This window comes from Bacteroides ihuae (assembly GCF_900104585.1).
In the GTDB taxonomy this organism is placed as follows: domain Bacteria; phylum Bacteroidota; class Bacteroidia; order Bacteroidales; family Bacteroidaceae; genus Bacteroides; species Bacteroides ihuae.
Genome location: NZ_FNVX01000005.1, coordinates 368716 through 387132, shown reverse-complemented (window position 1 = coordinate 387132; position 18417 = coordinate 368716). Strand labels below are relative to the sequence as shown.

Genomic DNA, 18417 nt, shown 5'->3' with positions numbered 1-18417 from the left:
TTATATTTAGAATTTTACAACCAACAAAAATAAATGTTTTTTTTTAAAATAAAAGAATAACATATCAAAACAATGTATATTTTTGCCAATGTAATGTAATTCAGAAATTTTATAAATAAAAACGATGAAAACTACAAACTTCACAAATCATTCTGATGACAAAAATATTTTAACGATAAAGGCCAACAGGTTAGGATCGGTAGAAGAAATTATATCATTTCTAAATGATATAGAGAAGGCATATAACGGAATTTTATGTTTTGAGAGAGAGATAGATAGTATATTATCATCCTATGGCAACAACAGAAGTTTACCATTGGAAATATTCGACTATAATATTAAAGAAGAAGACAAACTTATATTAAGCAAAATACGCATACAATCTCCTGGCCTTTGGGAGTTTATTGGAAGTCTTAACCCAATACAACAAATTAGAGAATTTCTTAAGGACCATCATGAACGGAAAAAGGATAGACAATATCGAATGCGACAAGAAGAAATACGCAATGATCTTGAATTAGAAAAGCTCAGACTATCAGTTATCAGTGATAAGATCGAAATACTTGAATCAATAGGATATCCTAAAGAAGATATTAAAAATATAGTAGAGTCATTAGTTTTAAAACCACTAGAGAAGCTTAGCATACATCAAGATAATCATTTAATAAATGACGTAGTTGATGATCGATATTCAGGATCGCAATCAGAATTAGATTATTAATTATCACTCCAATAAAGCAATTACTCTGTCTATGGACTATCTACTTTAATCCGTTTTAGATGTAGTTTTCCCCTAATAATTGTATTTTTAAGCATATAATTTTGTGCTAAAATTGGTAAAAAACCGCCCCGGCCAAATTAAAGACCAGGGCGGCACACATTTGCAACAAATTACCACCGCTTCTACTCAGCAGTCACATTTTCACTTGTCAATCCCGCTTTCACTTCTGTAAGTACACTTTCAAACACAGTGATATGAGGTGTCATATCCGTATCCTGCGGGAAAGAGAACTGCTTGTTGCCATTCTCCTGAAACATGAGACCTGCATACTCTTCTCTTTCCACTGTCTGTTTGTCTGTAGAGGTCGTTACTTCTTCGCTGACTTTCTTGTACACGTTACAATGCAAATTCACGAGGTTATTCCCATTGAGGTTATAATCAACCTTGTACTTGTAATCTCCGCTTTCGGCTGAACCTACCACGGTTGTTGTTCTTGATTCTTCTGTAAACATGATCTTTATTTTTTAGGATTAATAATTTCATCTAGTATCGGGCAAACCGATTCCTGCACGAAAGCAAGAAAGCCCTCACGGATGTATCTGTTAAGGATAGCTGCATGCCCCGCATCGACTTCTATTTCACCATCTTTATAAATAGTTCGAGCTAATTCCAACTCTCCCAAATCGGATGTCTTTTGGTAGATTTGATTACCTAATTCTTTACTTATATCGACGGTACTTTTCTTTCCCTCAATATTCTTTACTTCAATCTTTCTAAAATCAATCTTTGTCATTCTATTTAGTATTAACCATTAAAAGTATTGTATGTCCAATAAGTGCCATTATACATGAATATTGCAAAACAGCCCCTATTTAGTTGTACGCTTGTAGACCTTTCACGATACCAGTCTCCATCATTGACTATATAACTGCCATTTACCCATATTCTGCCGCCTCCGTTTTTTCTTATAAAATACATTTGACCTTTTTCAGGAGATGCCGGAAGAGTTAGAGATATTTCACTATCTGATACGGATATAATAATGCTATCCATTACCGATAATGTCTGAGATGATGAGACGGTACGTATGCGAAGCCTAAAGCCGCATATATCCCCCTTTTCAATATACAATGCATGATTGCCCGTATATTGAGCATTCGTATCATCATAAGACGAAGCACCTTCCACACTTAAATAATGACCTACATTTCCATAACCAAAACCAGTAATGCTTCGTGTTACTACAGTGCGTTGCGGACATAATAGTGCTCCGCCCATTGTGCTGGGGAATGTATCGCCACCAATGAAAACATTCGAATTGCTACCAATAAAGCGAATCAGATTCGAACTTAGTAGCATTGAATCTGAGCCGGATGTAGCTGTTAAACTAGCTCTTCCCGAACTTACAATAAAGGGGCCTATCTTAGCTCCATCCGTAACGGTCAATCTGCCTGTTGTTATATCCGTAGCAGCTATCTTAGTGGCTAAAAGCGACGTGGTTATTATCGCATTGGCATCAATCAGAGATGTTTTGATATAACCGCCCTCAACGATTGTACTGTCAAGCTTGGCCAATGAAACAGCACTCAAATAAGCCAAGCCGCCTAACGAGTTCTTAAGCGTATCACTGTACGCTTTCGCATTTGTCAGAGCCGTATTAGCCTTTGTGGTTGCATCCGAAGCGGCTGTACTGATTGCAGAAGACTTTGCACTGTCTACATACCCCGTAGTCGCCTTACCATTAATTGTACTCTGCGTACTACTATCTAATGAGCTGAACGTCACTTTCCCGGCAAGATCTATATTAACCGCCTGAATTTTTATAGCGCCTGCACTCTGATTTATTAATGAAGCTATTGTACTTCCGTTGAAATCGGTTTGTGAAACTTTACTGCTGATCTGATTACTTAAAACTTCTATTCCTGCATTATAAGTAGATTTTGTTGTAAAGTTTGTATTTGCATAGTCCTTTGCGGTAGCTAAAGCCGCTGTTGCCTTTACTTGTGCATCGGCCGTAACATCTTCGGGAGCGGGTGTCCAGTCGGTTGCTTTGTTGCCTAATTCGACTTTAACGTTGCGAATATGAGGTTTAACTCCTGTTCCATAAGTGCCATACCAAGACAACATACATCGATCTCCATTAGGGTCAGAGGGGTGATAACTAAATGATCCTACAGTAGAATAAAATCTTTTCCATTCTTTACTTGCAGAGAAATTATTATTTATATTTATTGCGTATCCCCCTAAGCTATAAAAGTTAATATTACCCTCAAGCCCTTCAGCGCAAAGATCAAAAGAGAAGATAACTTGCTTACCCAAATTAGCAATTGCTATATCTGTGATTTCTATTGAAACATATTCTCTGGAACCAGATCTTTCTATAGCGCTATTTAGCAATAAATTTCTTCCACCAACCTGCACATCATTAACAGCCGTTTTAATCTGACTTTTAACCGTCAAATTGATAGCATCGGAAGTGATCTTCGCTTCGGCAGATGTTAATCTGGTATTAATGCCCGTAACTGTCGTTGAGTCGGCTTTTAATGCAATCTGATTATTCAGTTGACTGATACTCGTTGAATGGGAACTAACCGTATTACCAATTGTGGTTGTCTGAGATACGAGTGTACTTATACTTGTCTCGGCGATTGTTAGACGGGATACGGCACTGGTGACTTGCGTTTGTACTTTGGAAATGTTCGCATCCACATCTTCAGGGGCGGGCGTCCAATCGGTAGCTTTGTTACCTTTCTCAAGCTTAACCCATGCCACATTAACAATAACACTACCTATACTATATAGATATACACGCAATGATTGATTAACTGTAGATGTATTTTTGAATATCTTAGTTATGGTTTTCCAACTAGTAGATATATTAGGATCACCCCCATATATATTTTCATAAGTATGAGTGCCTACTGGTATTTGAATATGCAGTGGAGTCTCGAGGTTACCAGCTAATGCATTGTTACCTTTCACCATCATGCTTAATGTATATTCAATATTAGGTTCTAATATTGGATTATAAGTCCAACAAAAGCCAGAAGCTCCTTCAACCTTTAAAGTTGATTCTCCTAAGTATGTATTTGTTGTATCAACAGTCAATGCTGCTCCATTACTTATGATATATGGCACTGCATTATTAACTACTGCTTTTGAATTTCTAAATAAGTTTCGTCCACCAATTTGCACCCCATCCACAGCCGTTTGCGCCGCTTTATTGCTTGCCTGCAAAATTATTCCGTCAGCTTTTATATTGATTGAAGCTTCGGCGGACTCTGCACGTCCAGCAGCACTTTCTGCACGAGTGGCTTTAAGTTCAATTGCATCGGCCGTCTGGTTTATGCTTGTCTCCTTCTGAGTTACAGCTTGCAAAGTAGTTGCTGCGTCGAAAGCAGCTTTGGTTGCATCAGTTGCTTTTTGCCCGGCTGTTGTTGCCGAGCCTGCCGCTTCACCCGCTTTAGTACTTGCTGTTCCGGCAGAAGTGGCCGCCTCTCCCGCTTTGCTCGTTGCCGTTTGTGCGGCCGTTGTTGCTTGCGTAACCTTGATGCTAATCTGTCCTTCCCGAACCTCAAAGGCTGTTTGAACTGCTGTTATCTGATCGTTTAGTTCATCCTCAATAGACTTGCCATTGCGAAGGATAAATAACCCTTTCAAGAATACATTACCCGCCCAAAGACCGTAACCGTGAGGCTGTGCATCAGAGGGGAAATCAGAATCGGTAATACCATCCAAGCAACCTAGTATTACTTTGGATTTACCTGTCAGATCAGTAGAATTAATACCATCCAATACGGAGAAGCGGGGTTTACCGTCTTCGGATGCGGTGAGATACAATATACCTTGTCGGGCCGTGTTCGTTTTGTTACCCATCTGAACGAGGTCATCGCCAACAGCCGGAGCAACTCCGTCCGGGAACTTTGATTTAAGGATCAGGATTGTTTTACCGCTCACCGAATCAATCGGCACCCAGTAATATTTTGCCCCTGTGCTGCTAAACACTTGACAGCGTACCAAATCATCAGCGACAAAGGCCATATCTCCTTCAATCCCTAAGGCGTAGTATGTTGGTGAGCCTGTCGTTTCTGCCACTGACTTGATACGCCCGTTTGCAGGGGAGACAACCAAGCCGCCATTAACCGCCCTGACTTTTGAAATGATCAGCTCAAAAACGGTCATGGCCTTGCGGATAGTAACGTTATCCACTTCCAAATTCCAATCACCAGAAAGTGACTTGTATAACTTCATCCCTTCGCCCGTTATGCCGGGAACAAAAGATTCGGAGCTCACATAATCTTTCACTATCGTTTGAAACAAAGTCGTTACATTGGATACGTTCAGATCGTATGTCTCTGTAAGCTTTTGAACGAGCAAATTCAGAGTGGTGACTTTATCCGTGACAGTTACCGTCTTGGCTTTGGCATTTCCGGTAACTTCCAATACCGCAACCGTTGCCTTGATACGTGCTATGAGATTGCGTACTTCGGCATCACCGTTGGAATCTATCTTGCCTCCTGAAATTCCAGTTACGTATTTTCCTAGCAAAAGGCCATCTTCTGCAGTGATAACCTTTTTGGAAACCAGACCTTCTATGAATGTTATTAGTTCGGCTGCCGTATCGGGTTGATCTTTGCGAAGGAAAGTTTTTGCCAATTCTTCTAAATCAACAGAGTTCAGATTCTCCAATAGGCCAACAAGAACACGCCCTACCCTTTCCGCTGTATTTTCAGCCGGATCGACAGCATTACGTACCTGTAAGGCAAGCTTCTTTAATATGTCAATTGTATCACTCATCAATCACCTATTGCAAGAATTCTAGTACCATTGTTTTTCACTCTCGCTTTCTTATCAAAGGAAGCGTCTGTCGATTTCAAATACTCCAACACATCGGCCAGATACTTTTTAGCTACATTCATGGTATCGTTGTAACTCACATATTTTTGTTTATCCTCAACCTTAGAGGCATATTCATCATTATGAGAAAGAAATCCGCTCTGGCCAAGTATCTTGCCGTCATTCTTAACCAATCGGGCATAAACGAAATAAGCCAGAGAGGTTTTAAGGCCCTTGAATATTTTCTTTTCCCCTTTTAATCCTTCATAATACCCGCCATCCAAAAGCAGGGTGTATTTCTTATCATCAGAATTCGCTAAGAGATCGAGATACAACTGCGCACCAATGGCCGGGATGATATCCATCTGCTCGGATTCATCAATAAAGATGTTGATATCATCCTCTTCAACATGCGCAGAGGTTGGACGTGAAAGGGTGAGTACCTCACTGGGCTTTATTAGATGCTCCATCACTATTTATGTATTTTATCGGCTGAATACTAAAGTCTTTGCTTTGGTTAATTGGCTCATGCCAGCATTTGAATATTCGATCAAAGGCACGTTCTATGAACCGTTGTTCATTGGTCACCTGACCAGCATAATACTCGTAAGCATCACACATCACCTGACCAGAAAAACCTAGCTTACCGATGCGTATGGCATAGAATAGCTCCTGCCCGAAAGCGGCATAAATACGCTCAACCGTACTTGTTTCCGTCACGGTGAAATCCTTGTCATAATTGGCTACGGGAAACTTAACCAACTTTGGTTCCTCTTCATCCTGCTCAAGCTCTATCAACATAATATTGTTGCTCTTCGTATCTCCCTGAAATTTCTTCAAGTCATCGGCTTCAATAAAGCTAACCTCTACCTCGTTCCCGTCATTATCTATTCGGGGGCTTCCCTTTTTGACAACGAGCATACAGGCAACAAGGAAATTGTTACGGGCATTACGATTCTTGATATTGGACAAACCCTCATCGGTACTCATTTCCGTGATGACCGAATCATAGAGAGCGAGCGGGTAGGTATTCTTTCCGGCCATGCTAACCCACAAAATCTGGCCGCTATAGTATTCAATACCTCCCGCCTTCTCTATTTGAGCTAATACCACATCCTTGTTCGGATTGAAAACATCGATCCTGTCAACACTATTATCATCCACCTTGATGACCTTACCGTTACGGGTTTTTCTACCACGCCAGTCAGGGTGCACGAGAATACGGGCCACATATCCGTTCTCATCTTCTTCCTCAAGTCTGCAATTCTCAAAAGGGACATGTTGTAGTTCAACAATCTCTCCGAAGAGGTTGTAGTTAACATGCAGAGCGAAACCGCTGAACCCTGCAACATCCTGCGATAGTAGATGATGTATGGTGTCGGCCGTCTCCCCTGCACGGTTTAAAACAGTCTCAGAAAAGACCACATCTTTGAAGCCATTACCTTCGATGAACTTAGCGTACCTGTTCAGGCAAAGAGTACCGGTACCCGAAGAAGCTGTAATGGCAGACAGATTTTGTGGGTAAAGGTTATCATTGCCGAATGAACTCATCTTTAGTTTAGACAAGTAACTAATATCAATACGGGGTTCGGGCTTCTTTGCAGTCTTTACATTCATAGAATCACTATTTTGCTTGGTTCAACTCATCAGCGGCTTTCAAATAAGCATCCAAGGCACGAGCCGTAAGAGCTTTACCGTCTATCTCATAAGCTTTGTAATCCTCTTTTAGGGATTTCTTTGTTGCTCCTTCGACCAGTTTACCGGCCAGCTCCGTCACAAGCTCCTCGTTAAGCGTTACTTCCTCGGGGGCTTTACCCGAGACACGTGTCTCCCAATCATCGGGATAATGAGCAAACTGATTGATAGCCTTCGGGTACTCTTTCAAATACGCTTCGGCTGTTTCATTCGTTATATTCTCATTGGTGTACACTTTGTTAGTGCCAAAAACCTGAATAACAACTCCGTTTTTCAGGGTGTAATCACTCTTTTCTTTCATTTTTCCTTCACGTTTTAAATAGGTATAAACTTCTATTAGCGCATCTCGATAACAATCATTGCAAGTGGACTTTACAAACTCTTTTCTGAGTACCTCGCGATATAGAGTCACAATGTCTTCTTTGTCAGAGGCTGAAAATTCATTGCTAATAGTCATTTTCAGCCCTTCAACTGTCTCTAATGCTTTACTGTACGTCATCATACGCCTTAATCCCCCGTTCCTCCTTCGGTATTAGTACCGGAAAGAAGAGTATTAAACATTGTTTCAGTTGTTTCGGCATCCGTATTGAAAAGGTACAATCCCGCTTTAGGAGAGCCTGTTTCTTTCAGGGCGCATGACCAACCACCGTCGGTATCCTCAGAATACTTGTCTGATTCCAATGTCTCGGCAGATAGTCCCTGATAATAGCCGTAAACCTGATACTCGGCACTGCCATCGGCAGCACGGTATTTATTCCTCAGAATGACAACGAACTGTCCGTTTGCCAATCCCTCAATAATATCCTCACAAACAGCAGGGCCATTGTCCAGAATCACCAAAGGGACATCATTGGTGAAAGCGTTTCGATACGTTTTCTTCTCAAGAGAAGTCTTCGCACCGGTGAAAGGCGTGCCTCCCGGACAATAAACCTCGTATGCCTGTTTACCGGTTTTCAAGACTAGTGTCTTAATGATGTTCTTACGGGCAGCATCAAACACGGTCGCGCTGAAATCAAGATCCTTACGGTTGATGATCGCACCGTTTCCCTCTAAGCCTTTAGTAACAGGGCTGTCGCAATCTGCGACAATCCCTGCTTTAATTAATGAATCACATTTTCCCATCTCGTAGTCTTTATCAATAAGCAAATTGAATCAGGTTATCTTCTCCCACCAAAGCCCCAAGCTTACCGTTTGAATAGATGTAATTCTTACGAGCTTTGCGCTCAAACCAGATATCCAAGTCAGACATAGGGTTCTTTCCTTCGCATCCATAGAATAAGTTTGAGGGAGAACAGAACACGGCACGATGAGGAATATTCACCTTGGTACCACTCTTCTGGTATTTCTGAATGAACCTGTCCCAGATCGACACCTTGATAACTTTCACGCCGTCATACTCGCCTACTTCCAGACCATCAAAGATGGTTGTCCAGGGCATGATCGTTTTGTACTTCTCTTTGATGTCCTTAGAAAGAGAATCACAAAGAGACTTAGTAGCAAACACCGCATTATCCTGCTTATCAAAAATTCGACTATCGGCATCCTCGAGCATTGAATCAAAGATGGATGTAGCAGCGCCGAGTTCTTTCAACTTTGAGCGTTGCAGGGTATAAGTCGCTTCACCGTTTGCAGCAATAGAAGTGTGTTGCCCGCCATTAGCGGCACAGATAGCAAATAGATTCTTAAAGAAGCCGTCACAGGTTTTGAATAGTTCAATGTTGATGCCATCGGACACAACACCGCCATCGGTAACACTCAGGGCTGATTTATCACCAAACCATGTGAAACGCCAAAGCATTTTCATCATGGCATCATTCAGCTTAGGCAACACGATACCATCCATGTACTCCGTAGAGGTCAGATCTGAAATCTCAGTACCCGTCTTTAAGCAATACTGCGCAATGGTGTTTTCGAGTTCCGTATAACAAAGTTCCAACGGTATTTGCCAATCTCCCAGCTCCCATTCTTTTTGAGCTGCAGCGATAGACACCTTCTGATAGTTGGGATCACATCCGGCGCCGGCAATTCCGACGTCTTCCATCTCACCGACAAAGCCAAGCTTTTTACCCGTAGTAATATTAGGCATGAAAGTCATGAACTGCTCCATATTCTCACTCTGGAATACGCTCAGCTCAATCAATTCTTTCAAGTCCTTAACGGCTTGGTTGTCGGGAGTCAATTTTGAAAAATCTAATACAGGCATAAAATTCCTCCTTGTTCTTTAGTTTTTAGCTTTTCTTCTTTCTTTCTCTTCCCGAAGTTTCTTTTGGATAGCGGTCTCTCCTCCTTTACCCTCAAACTCTTCATGGTGGCGTGTCTGCGTACGCCCCTGCACCTTATAGCTACTGCAATGCTGAGCTAGGAATTTATCACCTCCGGCAATCTTAACGGCATTCAGGATTTTCAGATCGTTAGCCGATTTAGCCTGAGTACGTGCCTCGACTAATTCTTGCTCGAGTTGGGCAATACGGGCATCTTTTTCATCATCCGTCTCTTCTTCCTCTACGGGGCGGATTTCAGAGATCACACCGTCTGTTACAACGATAGTACTTCCGTCAGGCATCACAAACTCGCCATCGGGACTGGCCACATCGCCAACCTGCGGATCACCATCCTCGCGTTCAATGGTCAAGGTCTCACCATCGGCGGTGGACAATTCCATATCTACAATCTGCGGCACATCCTCCATTTTGGCATAGCCGGCTTTAGCAAGGACACGGTCTAACCAGCCTTGCTTCACTGTCACTTCTTTTTTACTCATACTCTTTTTGAATTGATTATACTTTGCCGTTGTCGGCACTTTAATTTTACTGATAAAGCCTAAGCGCTTGGCCTCGGTCACGCTTATACATTTGTCCTCCGCCATGATAGAGGCCAGCTCTTCACCTGCAGCACCTGTTCGCTCTACATAGAGATCCAGAAGTTTCTGCGTATCTGTCTCCAGTTCATCGGCAATAGCTCGCAAATCTTCCGATCGATAAGCATCTGCAAGGGTATATTCAGGGATGTACGGGGCATGAATCAGGTACTCGGAGTTTGGCAATCCGTACCGTCTTTCTGCAGGAGCGGAAAGCAACAATACCGTGGCCATTGATGCACACAAGCCCTCAACGGTGACACTGATCTCTTTGCCACTATCGCGAAGTTTATCATAAATGGCCCAGCCCTCGGTAACGGAACCGCCCCGGCAATTCATTCTGATGTCAATTGATTTATCATCTTCCGGAATGGAAGCAAGGAACTCGTCGATATCTTTAAAGCATGTGGAATCAACACCGGTAAACAGGAGTTTCATGTTCTTGCTTTCTTCATCGGCGATGTCACTGTAGATTTTGAGTACTGCCATATTATCCTTTGTTTTGAATCAAAGGTAGATAGTTCATTACTCGTATACGAATTTTACAAAGTGATAGTGGTCGCACGCCATGCGACCAAGTTTTATATAAAGAAAAGAGGGAGCTTAAAGCCCCCTCGATTAGATTACAATTACTTGCCCGAACTTTTTTATTATCCGGTAAAACGTAGCCTTGTTTATTCCGTATTCTTCACTAATATAATAAGCTATGTATGTCATCTTATGCCCTTCCTGAGCCATACGGGTGTAATCCCTGTACATCTCCAGATATTTAATATCGGCTACATCAATAGAGGCCTCTGATAATTTTTGAAGCGTTGATATATTAGTTGCTAGTATTTCGTATGCTGTCATAATTCATTTTCGTTTCTGAAACCAAAGATACTAATTTTTCGATATATACGAATCATTTACAATCAAATATCGCCTATAGATTCTACATACTTGGTTCTGTTGGCTACACTGGTAAATTCTTGCACGGAAAGAACCGGTGCCGGTGCCATCATGAACCCTTTAGCAATTGCTCTTGCTAACATGTCCTCACCTATCGTCTGGCTACTGTTTGCCGTAATGTTTATCGGTGTTCCTCCACCCATCGTGTTAAATGCCGATAGCATGGGGCCAAACATAGAGGTTGTTGCGGCAGTCATTACCGATTCGCCGTTACTCAACTGTGCCGGTATGCTATCGGAGGTACCGGAACCCTCACCGGTAACTAAACCTCCGGTTGCAAACTTGGCACTCTTAACGGTTTTCGTTGCCGTTGCTATATTGGTCAAAACGGTAGCAATTGTTGTTGCTACTGCCACAATATTACCGGGAAACGGAACACTTTGTGCCTGAGCAACACCGGCGGCTATTGCTTTACCTGTATTTATTGCGATCTCGGCCAACGCCAGAACCTTCGATGCCATTGCCAGACCTTTGGAATGTTCACCCGCTGCATCAGCCAGTGTAGAAAGAGCGCCGGTGATATCCGCCGTTGCCTGGTATTTCGTTTGTTCGATCTCTATCTCTTTATCTGCCACATCTTTCTTAGCATCAGCATATTCATTCCCTATATTCAGCTTACGGAGATTGAAAGCCTCCATGCTCTCACCTTCCATTTGCTGTAATTGATCCAGCTCGGCCTGTTTCTGTTCCATCTTGAGTTGCAGTATCGCTTGTTCATTACCGTATGCCTGCGCTATCTTAGTTTCATACTCGAGATTCATAGCATTCGCCTGTTTCTGATTAACGCTATTCGTGTGCTCGTCTATCAAAGTATCCTCCTGTATCTGATACTTATCCCTTATGAGGGCTTTTTGCTGTTCCGTCAGTTCCGCAGTAGCCAATTCAGCCTCCATCTGTTTTTGCATACTTTGCAACTTAAGCTGATACTCTTGTTCAGAACCGGACTTCACAGCGGAAAGCATCAATTCAATACGCTTCTGTTCTTTCTCGATGGTCTGTGTCAGCTCTTCATCGGAGAGAGCTTTTAAATCCTGTATCTTCTTTTCCTCAAGGGCCTTAATGTTATCATTGAGTGCTTGCCTTGCATTTACAGTCAGGTTCTTTTCCGTGGCAAGTTTCGTTTTCAAGTCCTCTATCTGCCTGTCATAGGAGAGTGTTGTTTCCTTACGCTGCTTCTCTATTCCATCTTTGACAAGGGCCAACATTGCATCCTCGGCAGCTCTCACGGCTTCACGCTCTTTCTCTCTACGTTCTTTGGCAGTGGAAGCAGCTTCTTTCGCTGCAGTCTTAGCGGCAGCCAAACGGGCTTTTTCGTCAGACTTATTTTCACTAATAAGTGCACTTTCTTCCTGCTTTAACCTTCTCGTCTTATCAAAATATTCTTTGCGGGCATTATAAACATCGGCCTCTAAAGTAGCCAGTTTCTGATTCGTTTCGGCGTTATTCTCAGCCCAAGAAGATTCTAGTTGCAACGCTTTTAATTTACGCTCCGCAAGCTCAACATTTCGTTTTGATTGTTCCTCTTCCAAGTTATTCGCTTCACGTACAAACTTAAGCCGTTCCTCAGCTGTGAATTTCTCTTTATCCTTTGCCTGAGTCCTATATTTAGAAACCTCCAGTGCGGATTTGGCATTTTCAACCTCATCCTTACGTGACTGTTCCTCAATTGCTATTTTCTCTTTTGCCAATCCAATAGCTTCATTATTAGCATCATTCACTGTCTTTATAGCTCCACCTAAAAGTGGGAGTTTCTCCATCATCTTCATAGTCCAATCATACATTTTCATGCCAGCTTCCACAAAGGAAAGAATATACCCTACTCCTTTTTGAAGAATACTCATCAGGCCATCCAACAGTCGCGTGACCGGAGCGAATAGAACACTTACTCTATTAGTTGCGTCTTCACTTGAATTAATAGCTTTGACAACACCCATGATTACGAGAGCTATTCCGGCCAAAATTGCGACAATAGGGTTAGCCAATAATGCCAGAAGTTGTTTTGAAAAAGCTGATACGGCAGCCTTTCCGGCCATGAATGCCTGGGACATCGAACCAATGCCACCCACCGAACTTGCTATGCTCCCCAATAGGCCACCCTGAACACCCACCATACCAAGAAGTTCGTTTTGGAATTTACCTCCGGCTTCACTAGTAGCCGTTATCTGATCCTTCATTTCTTTCATATGCTGGCGCATTTCATCACCCTTTGCACTCTGTCGCTCTTCTTTGGACATATTCATATAGGCAGTGGTCATATCATCAAGCTTCTTTTTCATTGGAGAAAGAGCTTTGGAAAATGCTTCCTCGTAATTACCGACATTACGATAAAAACGCTGAGTACCTTCCTCCGCATTTTTGAGCTTATCAGTGATAGCATTGATGTGAATAGCCAAATCTTTCCCTGATGCAGAGCTCCTTTCTGCCTCGCTCATTTCATCATATTGTTTTGTTAAGTTTGATAACGATCCACGAAGAGAAACTAAACTACCCTGCTGCTCTTTTTCTGCTTTGATATTATTCTGAGTTTCTTTTTCCAATCCCCTGATAGCCTCTTTATATTCATTAGAAGTTATCTTTGACTCGGTAAGCTTTACATTGTACTGCTCCCTTGTTATTCTTCCATTCTTCAAATCATCCTTTAAAGTTGCTTCAACCTTTTTGAGCACATCCAACTCTGTCCGATACTTAGCGATACCACGTATCGCATCTTCATAGCGGACCTTAATGTCCAATACCTTTTCTTCTACTGCTGTTCCCATAATCTTATAATTGTAAAAGTTCACATTCACATATCCCCGTATCCTCTGCCTTAACAGAGATTATCGCGTAGTACTTCCCATATTGGGCAAGATAAACCGGCACCGTTACATCGAGACTCTTTAGCTCAATTTCCCTTAACTCGATCTTCTCTTTTATGATGATTGGCTGTCTGACAACTTTCTGATAGCTCGCATAATACGTACTTATCACCGTTTTAAAATCAAGACTAACGAATGAAGCCTTTGAGTACTCCCCATTATATTTATCCTCAAGGAGTAGGCGAGGTTCACGTTTACCGTATTCCAGATAACCGTCTGAGTTATAAGTGTACATAAGGACAGAGGCCATTCCATTCTTAGTATCGCATGCTGCAAAAGGCAATGTCACGATAATACGCTCCGAATCGAGAACTGCATCATCAACAGTTATCACGCCTGAATAATCCCCCACTGCATCATCTTCTTTCCAATCAAAGATATTTTTCTGTGCAAAATCATCTAATGTGTAGGACATAGACATCGGTTTATTTTCCCTGTATGTAGCGACAACCTTTTTCGTCCAATCAACCGCCTTCGGTACATTAGCATAAATATCATCGGAAGAGATAAAACGTATAGTATTGTTTAATTCAGGAATAGCAAATAGCCCGGCAAGATAAGCAATCGACTTTATAAAAGTCAACACATCTATATTTGGAAGATTGGCTATGATTGGATAACGGCCACCTGCAAAATTCTGTGTTAATGTGGTTGTTTTCTCTGTTCCTAAGTATCCCAGGTTAATAGATGAGCCCTTTGTCGCACATTGTATTTCTTTAAGATATGGCATGATATTAATTGTTGAATCAACAACATTTGAAATCGCGCCACCTACATCTGACAAGCCATCCATATAGAAATAGTAATCCTGTTCGATCACTAGTTCTGAAGTTTCTTCTTCATTGAACAAAAAAGTAAGCAAGTACTTGCCATCATTTTGTAATTCTACTGTTGACACATTTATAGTAAGAACATCATCGCCTACAAAATCCCCGTTTTCCTGACCGTGTATGATAACCCTAGCCGTATTAGGTATTGACTTTGTAGTAACCTTGTAAACCAATGACCCAGATATTTTTAGTGTGACTTTATCTACATACGGACGGTAAGCATATAGCTTGCTGTTCGATAGAGTGAAACGGCCATAATAGTTAATCTTGTTATCATTGGTATTCAAATATAGAAAATACCCTCCTTCGTTCCTTGTCGCATATCCATAAGCAATATAATCCTTGGCCAATTTAATAGCGTATGTCTCACTATCGTTTCTTGTGAGCATAGGAATAAGCATCTTATCAACAAAAGCCTTTGCTGTATCCGGGAATTCAAATTTCACACCGTAATCATTCTCAATCAAGGACATGATAAATGAGGCCCTAACGCATGGATGATAAAATATAGGATTCTTCGGTGCGACATATCCGTCATACTTACCCTCACCCTCTGCATATCCGTAGTACGCTTTCGGGTATATGACATCTTGGATAGATCCATACTGCGTAATAGTATGATAAATACTCCACCAGACAAATAAGTCATCCGAATCATTCAGCTCATTGAGTTTTTTCTTATTACTAATAATATTACTAAAGTTCGTGATATTTCCCCATAGTAATGAAATATCGAACGTGTCTGATGTTGACAATAATACAGCGTTAGCTTTGTTCACAATCTCCACGCCATTACGAAAATACCTAGCACGGTGTTTAATTCTTGGAAACGTAGACGCACGGGTAGGCAGATCGGCATGATCTATCACACACTGGTTGTGTACCGTATTGGGTAACTTGATCGAATAACTATTGTTGCTAACGATCTTGCTCAAATCAGTGAAGATGTTACTCTTATAGTTTAGCGTAACCTTGGTATTATCATCCAAATCAACCAATTGATCATCAATATACAGTTCCTCGTTTCTCATAAGCTTTGTATTGAGGTTTCAGGTAATATGATCGTCGCCACAAAATCCTGTAGACTGGTCTTTGTCTTGGTGAACGTCGCCACAGATACATTCACCCCCTGCCATTGATGAACACCGTCATCATCCCCGGCATACATATCTACACAGGGAGACAAAGCGATCTGAAATAAGAAATCGTATGTATCACTATCAACAAGGGGGGCACATACAGGTAGCGTGTTGCTCTCTGTCTTACGCTGTTTACGTCCGCTACCTCCATGATAACCGTTCACATAGTTGTAGTCAGCCATGTTGTTACGGATGAACTCACCATCGTTGCTAACCTGCCTACTCTCATCACCGCTCTGGAACAACCAGTAACAGTAAAAGCCGTGTCGGTCTATCCAACGCAGATAAACACCGGAATCAGTATCATCAACAACACACGTCACTTTTGATGCTGTGTTCAACAACGGGTGAAACGTGAAGTCAAACGTATTGTCCCACACACTAGCCGTATCACTTGATCCGGGCAGTTCAAACACCAACTTTTCATTTGCTGAGAGTCCGTTTAACATGAGATTCCACACTCTGCGTGCTGTTGTTGTAATGGTATCCCCCTGTAACACATCATCAACATACACGTTGATGTTTGACGGTGTTGCGCAATACATGCCAACGGAGAAAGGGAAGTTCTTAAACCATGTGAGTGAACGTGTACCGTTGTACCTCTGGCCCACTTTCATAGCTCCCCAGATGATAAACACCTCAAACTGAAAGCTATTTCCCAAACTATCATCGGCCTTATACATGTCAACCTCTACGCTAAACAAGCGACCTACCTTACTATCCTGCAAACCGACAACGGAGTAATCCACCTTACTAAAGTTCAACAGGTCAAATGTTCCTTGTCCGTATGGTGACAAGTCAAAGAAACAGGATGTGCCAAACATCTCACGTTTCTCCGTGTACACCGTTCCTGTTTGTACATCCGTTATCGATACCTTGATGTAGGACCATGCATAGCCGAAGATGTTTATCACCACCGGGTTAAAGCAGAATCCTATCTCATCGGGATACTCGATTGTCGTTGTATCAATCGTTGTCTTTCTCATTGCTGTTCAAATTAATATGTTCAACATCCTCTTCAAATACGGCAAACACCCTGTTCATAATGCTATCTATCGTTTTGGGAATCTCCTGTGAATAGATATCATCACGCCCGCCGGAACGAAACAAAGCCGTACCTTCTTTACGTATCTTATACGCTATTGCCCCGGCGAGTGAGCGTAGCCCCCTTTCCTCGGGTGTGTATTTGGGCGTCCATCTCTCCGATGGTACCAGCACATAGGGAATAGGTTTGTATGAAATACCCTTGTCGATGATCCATTGCCGTATAACCCCGACAAAGCTTTTGGGTACCGGTCCGGCCTTTCTTCCGGTCTCCAATACCCCGAATGCTTTGCGACCATAAAGCGTCCCGGCATCATCATTCACCTCTACATGCAAACTGTTCACCGTACGGCCGGATGCTTTTTGTCCGGCTGAAAGATGATGCTCGATGATACGCCTGCGCAACTCATTGAGCTCTTCACCGATAATAGCCTTAGCCTGTTCTTTGCTCATAGCGTTACAAGAATTTACGTGCACATACACCCGCGACCTCTTTCAACTTCAACGAGATAGAGATGCCCGTTACCACAGACGCCAACTTTTCAAGAATGACGGAATACGGAATCTCACCCTCGATGGATTCAAACAATCCACTTTCATTCAGCTTAACAATGAACTCCATGGCCGCATTCTTCATCCTCTCAAACACAGCATCATTATCAATGCCGTTCGCATCCCGCTGCACCTTATCGACAAACACGAACATGCAGTTAGGCACATCCCTGAATTGGTCTTTCCTGAGTGTCAATGCTCCACTAACCGGTAATAGATTGATAATAGCGGGAAGAGACAAGCGCTCTAACTTAAGATCGGCTCTGGTCCAATCCTCATACACGTAAGTGAAGCCGGCCATCTTTCCGGACACACTCTTAATCTTTTGCTCTACACTATTTTTTATCTGCATACACTTTCCGTAATCTTCGTTCATACTTCGCTCTTTCAGAATCAATCTTCATGCATTGGTAAATACGTACCCATGGCAGGGATAACACCTCATCATGGTTCGTTATGCCCATACGCAGGGCATAGTAATCAATCAACCCGAACGGGCCAAAACTCAGCTTATCAATCCGGGCTTGCTGTTCTTCCGGAGTAGGCTTTACGTTTGTAGATTCAAACAGTTTGTTGATCCGCTCTATCTCACGTGAAACCCAGAAGACAAAGCCGATCACCGATTCCGCATCACCTGTTTTTACCTTTGCCCTATCCAAGCCAAGCAATACCTTACAGGGGACAAAGAACAACTCCTCGTTATTCGTGATACCCTGCAGCTCCACCAACTGCCCATAAGTAAGATCATTCAAATCTTCCGGCACCGCAGTCTTACACACATAAGCCGGCTTGGGAATTCTTTTCATTTGCTCGAACACCTCTCCGCTCGAGCTGCAGCAATCGAGCTTAACCCAGAAATCGGCAAACTGCATTTTCTGACATTTTGTAAATATCACCTTCATATCAATACCTCATTTTTACCTTTATAATCTTA

Annotated in this window: 17 protein-coding genes; 1 reads left to right on the top strand and 16 read right to left on the bottom strand. The window is 42.2% G+C overall.

The genetic code is table 11. The annotated features are described in order from the left end of the window. Nucleotides 1-124: 124 nt before the first annotated feature. Nucleotides 125-721: a hypothetical protein gene (locus BQ5338_RS07205; protein ID WP_071146160.1), complete on the top strand. Its 597-nt coding sequence runs from the start codon at nucleotides 125-127 to the stop codon at nucleotides 719-721. 182 nt (nucleotides 722-903) lie between these two features. Here the strand turns inward: BQ5338_RS07205 and BQ5338_RS07200 are convergent, their stop codons facing one another. The 16 genes from BQ5338_RS07200 to BQ5338_RS07125 form a co-directional block, all read right to left on the bottom strand. Then, on the bottom strand, nucleotides 904-1233 hold the full coding sequence (locus BQ5338_RS07200; protein WP_071146159.1) for a hypothetical protein: 330 nt from the start codon (nucleotides 1231-1233) through the stop codon (nucleotides 904-906). A 5-nt stretch (nucleotides 1234-1238) separates the two neighbouring features. Beyond that, nucleotides 1239-1514 carry a hypothetical protein gene (locus tag BQ5338_RS07195; RefSeq protein WP_071146158.1) on the bottom strand — a complete coding sequence of 92 codons (276 nt, stop codon included), beginning with the start codon at nucleotides 1512-1514 and terminating at the stop codon, nucleotides 1239-1241. Between the two features lie 11 nt (nucleotides 1515-1525). Further along, nucleotides 1526-5518 (bottom strand): hypothetical protein, encoded by a 3993-nt coding sequence (locus tag BQ5338_RS07190; RefSeq protein WP_071146157.1) that lies wholly within the window; start codon nucleotides 5516-5518, stop codon nucleotides 1526-1528. After that, complete coding sequence (locus tag BQ5338_RS07185) at nucleotides 5518-6027, bottom strand: DUF6712 family protein (protein ID WP_071146156.1); 510 nt, start codon at nucleotides 6025-6027, stop codon at nucleotides 5518-5520. Before BQ5338_RS07185 ends, BQ5338_RS07190 begins: the two co-directional genes overlap by 1 nt. Beyond that, entirely contained in the window at nucleotides 6002-7174 is a 1173-nt protein-coding gene (locus BQ5338_RS07180) for a hypothetical protein (protein ID WP_071146155.1), read from the bottom strand. The genes BQ5338_RS07185 and BQ5338_RS07180 overlap by 26 nt, the downstream gene beginning before the upstream one ends. A 7-nt stretch (nucleotides 7175-7181) precedes the next feature. After that, entirely contained in the window at nucleotides 7182-7754 is a 573-nt protein-coding gene (locus tag BQ5338_RS07175) for a hypothetical protein (protein ID WP_139265208.1), read from the bottom strand. 5 nt (nucleotides 7755-7759) lie between these two features. After that, complete coding sequence (locus BQ5338_RS07170) at nucleotides 7760-8374, bottom strand: hypothetical protein (protein ID WP_071146153.1); 615 nt, start codon at nucleotides 8372-8374, stop codon at nucleotides 7760-7762. Nucleotides 8375-8387: 13 nt separating this feature from the next. Then, nucleotides 8388-9455, bottom strand: coding sequence for a hypothetical protein (locus BQ5338_RS07165; protein ID WP_071146152.1), 1068 nt, complete (start codon nucleotides 9453-9455; stop codon nucleotides 8388-8390). 18 nt (nucleotides 9456-9473) lie between these two features. Then, entirely contained in the window at nucleotides 9474-10547 is a 1074-nt protein-coding gene (locus BQ5338_RS07160; protein ID WP_262483086.1) for an ATP-dependent Clp protease proteolytic subunit, read from the bottom strand. A 180-nt stretch (nucleotides 10548-10727) separates the two neighbouring features. Beyond that, nucleotides 10728-10961, bottom strand: a complete 234-nt coding sequence (locus BQ5338_RS07155; RefSeq protein WP_071146150.1) for a hypothetical protein — start codon at nucleotides 10959-10961, stop codon at nucleotides 10728-10730. A 62-nt stretch (nucleotides 10962-11023) separates the two neighbouring features. After that, nucleotides 11024-13819, bottom strand: coding sequence for a phage tail tape measure protein (locus BQ5338_RS07150; protein ID WP_139265207.1), 2796 nt, complete (start codon nucleotides 13817-13819; stop codon nucleotides 11024-11026). Between the two features lie 4 nt (nucleotides 13820-13823). Beyond that, nucleotides 13824-15779 carry a hypothetical protein gene (locus tag BQ5338_RS07145; RefSeq protein WP_071146148.1) on the bottom strand — a complete coding sequence of 652 codons (1956 nt, stop codon included), beginning with the start codon at nucleotides 15777-15779 and terminating at the stop codon, nucleotides 13824-13826. Next, the gene (locus BQ5338_RS07140) at nucleotides 15776-16873 is read right to left on the bottom strand and encodes a hypothetical protein (protein ID WP_071146147.1); all 1098 of its coding nucleotides are present in this window, start codon (nucleotides 16871-16873) and stop codon (nucleotides 15776-15778) included. The genes BQ5338_RS07145 and BQ5338_RS07140 overlap by 4 nt, the downstream gene beginning before the upstream one ends. Continuing rightward, nucleotides 16854-17384, bottom strand: coding sequence for a hypothetical protein (locus BQ5338_RS07135; RefSeq protein ID WP_071146146.1), 531 nt, complete (start codon nucleotides 17382-17384; stop codon nucleotides 16854-16856). The genes BQ5338_RS07140 and BQ5338_RS07135 overlap by 20 nt, the downstream gene beginning before the upstream one ends. 4 nt (nucleotides 17385-17388) lie before the next feature. Next, entirely contained in the window at nucleotides 17389-17859 is a 471-nt protein-coding gene (locus BQ5338_RS07130) for a hypothetical protein (RefSeq protein ID WP_078063424.1), read from the bottom strand. Next, on the bottom strand, nucleotides 17819-18385 hold the full coding sequence (locus BQ5338_RS07125; RefSeq protein ID WP_139265206.1) for a hypothetical protein: 567 nt from the start codon (nucleotides 18383-18385) through the stop codon (nucleotides 17819-17821). Before BQ5338_RS07125 ends, BQ5338_RS07130 begins: the two co-directional genes overlap by 41 nt. Between the last annotated feature and the right edge of the window lie 32 nt (nucleotides 18386-18417).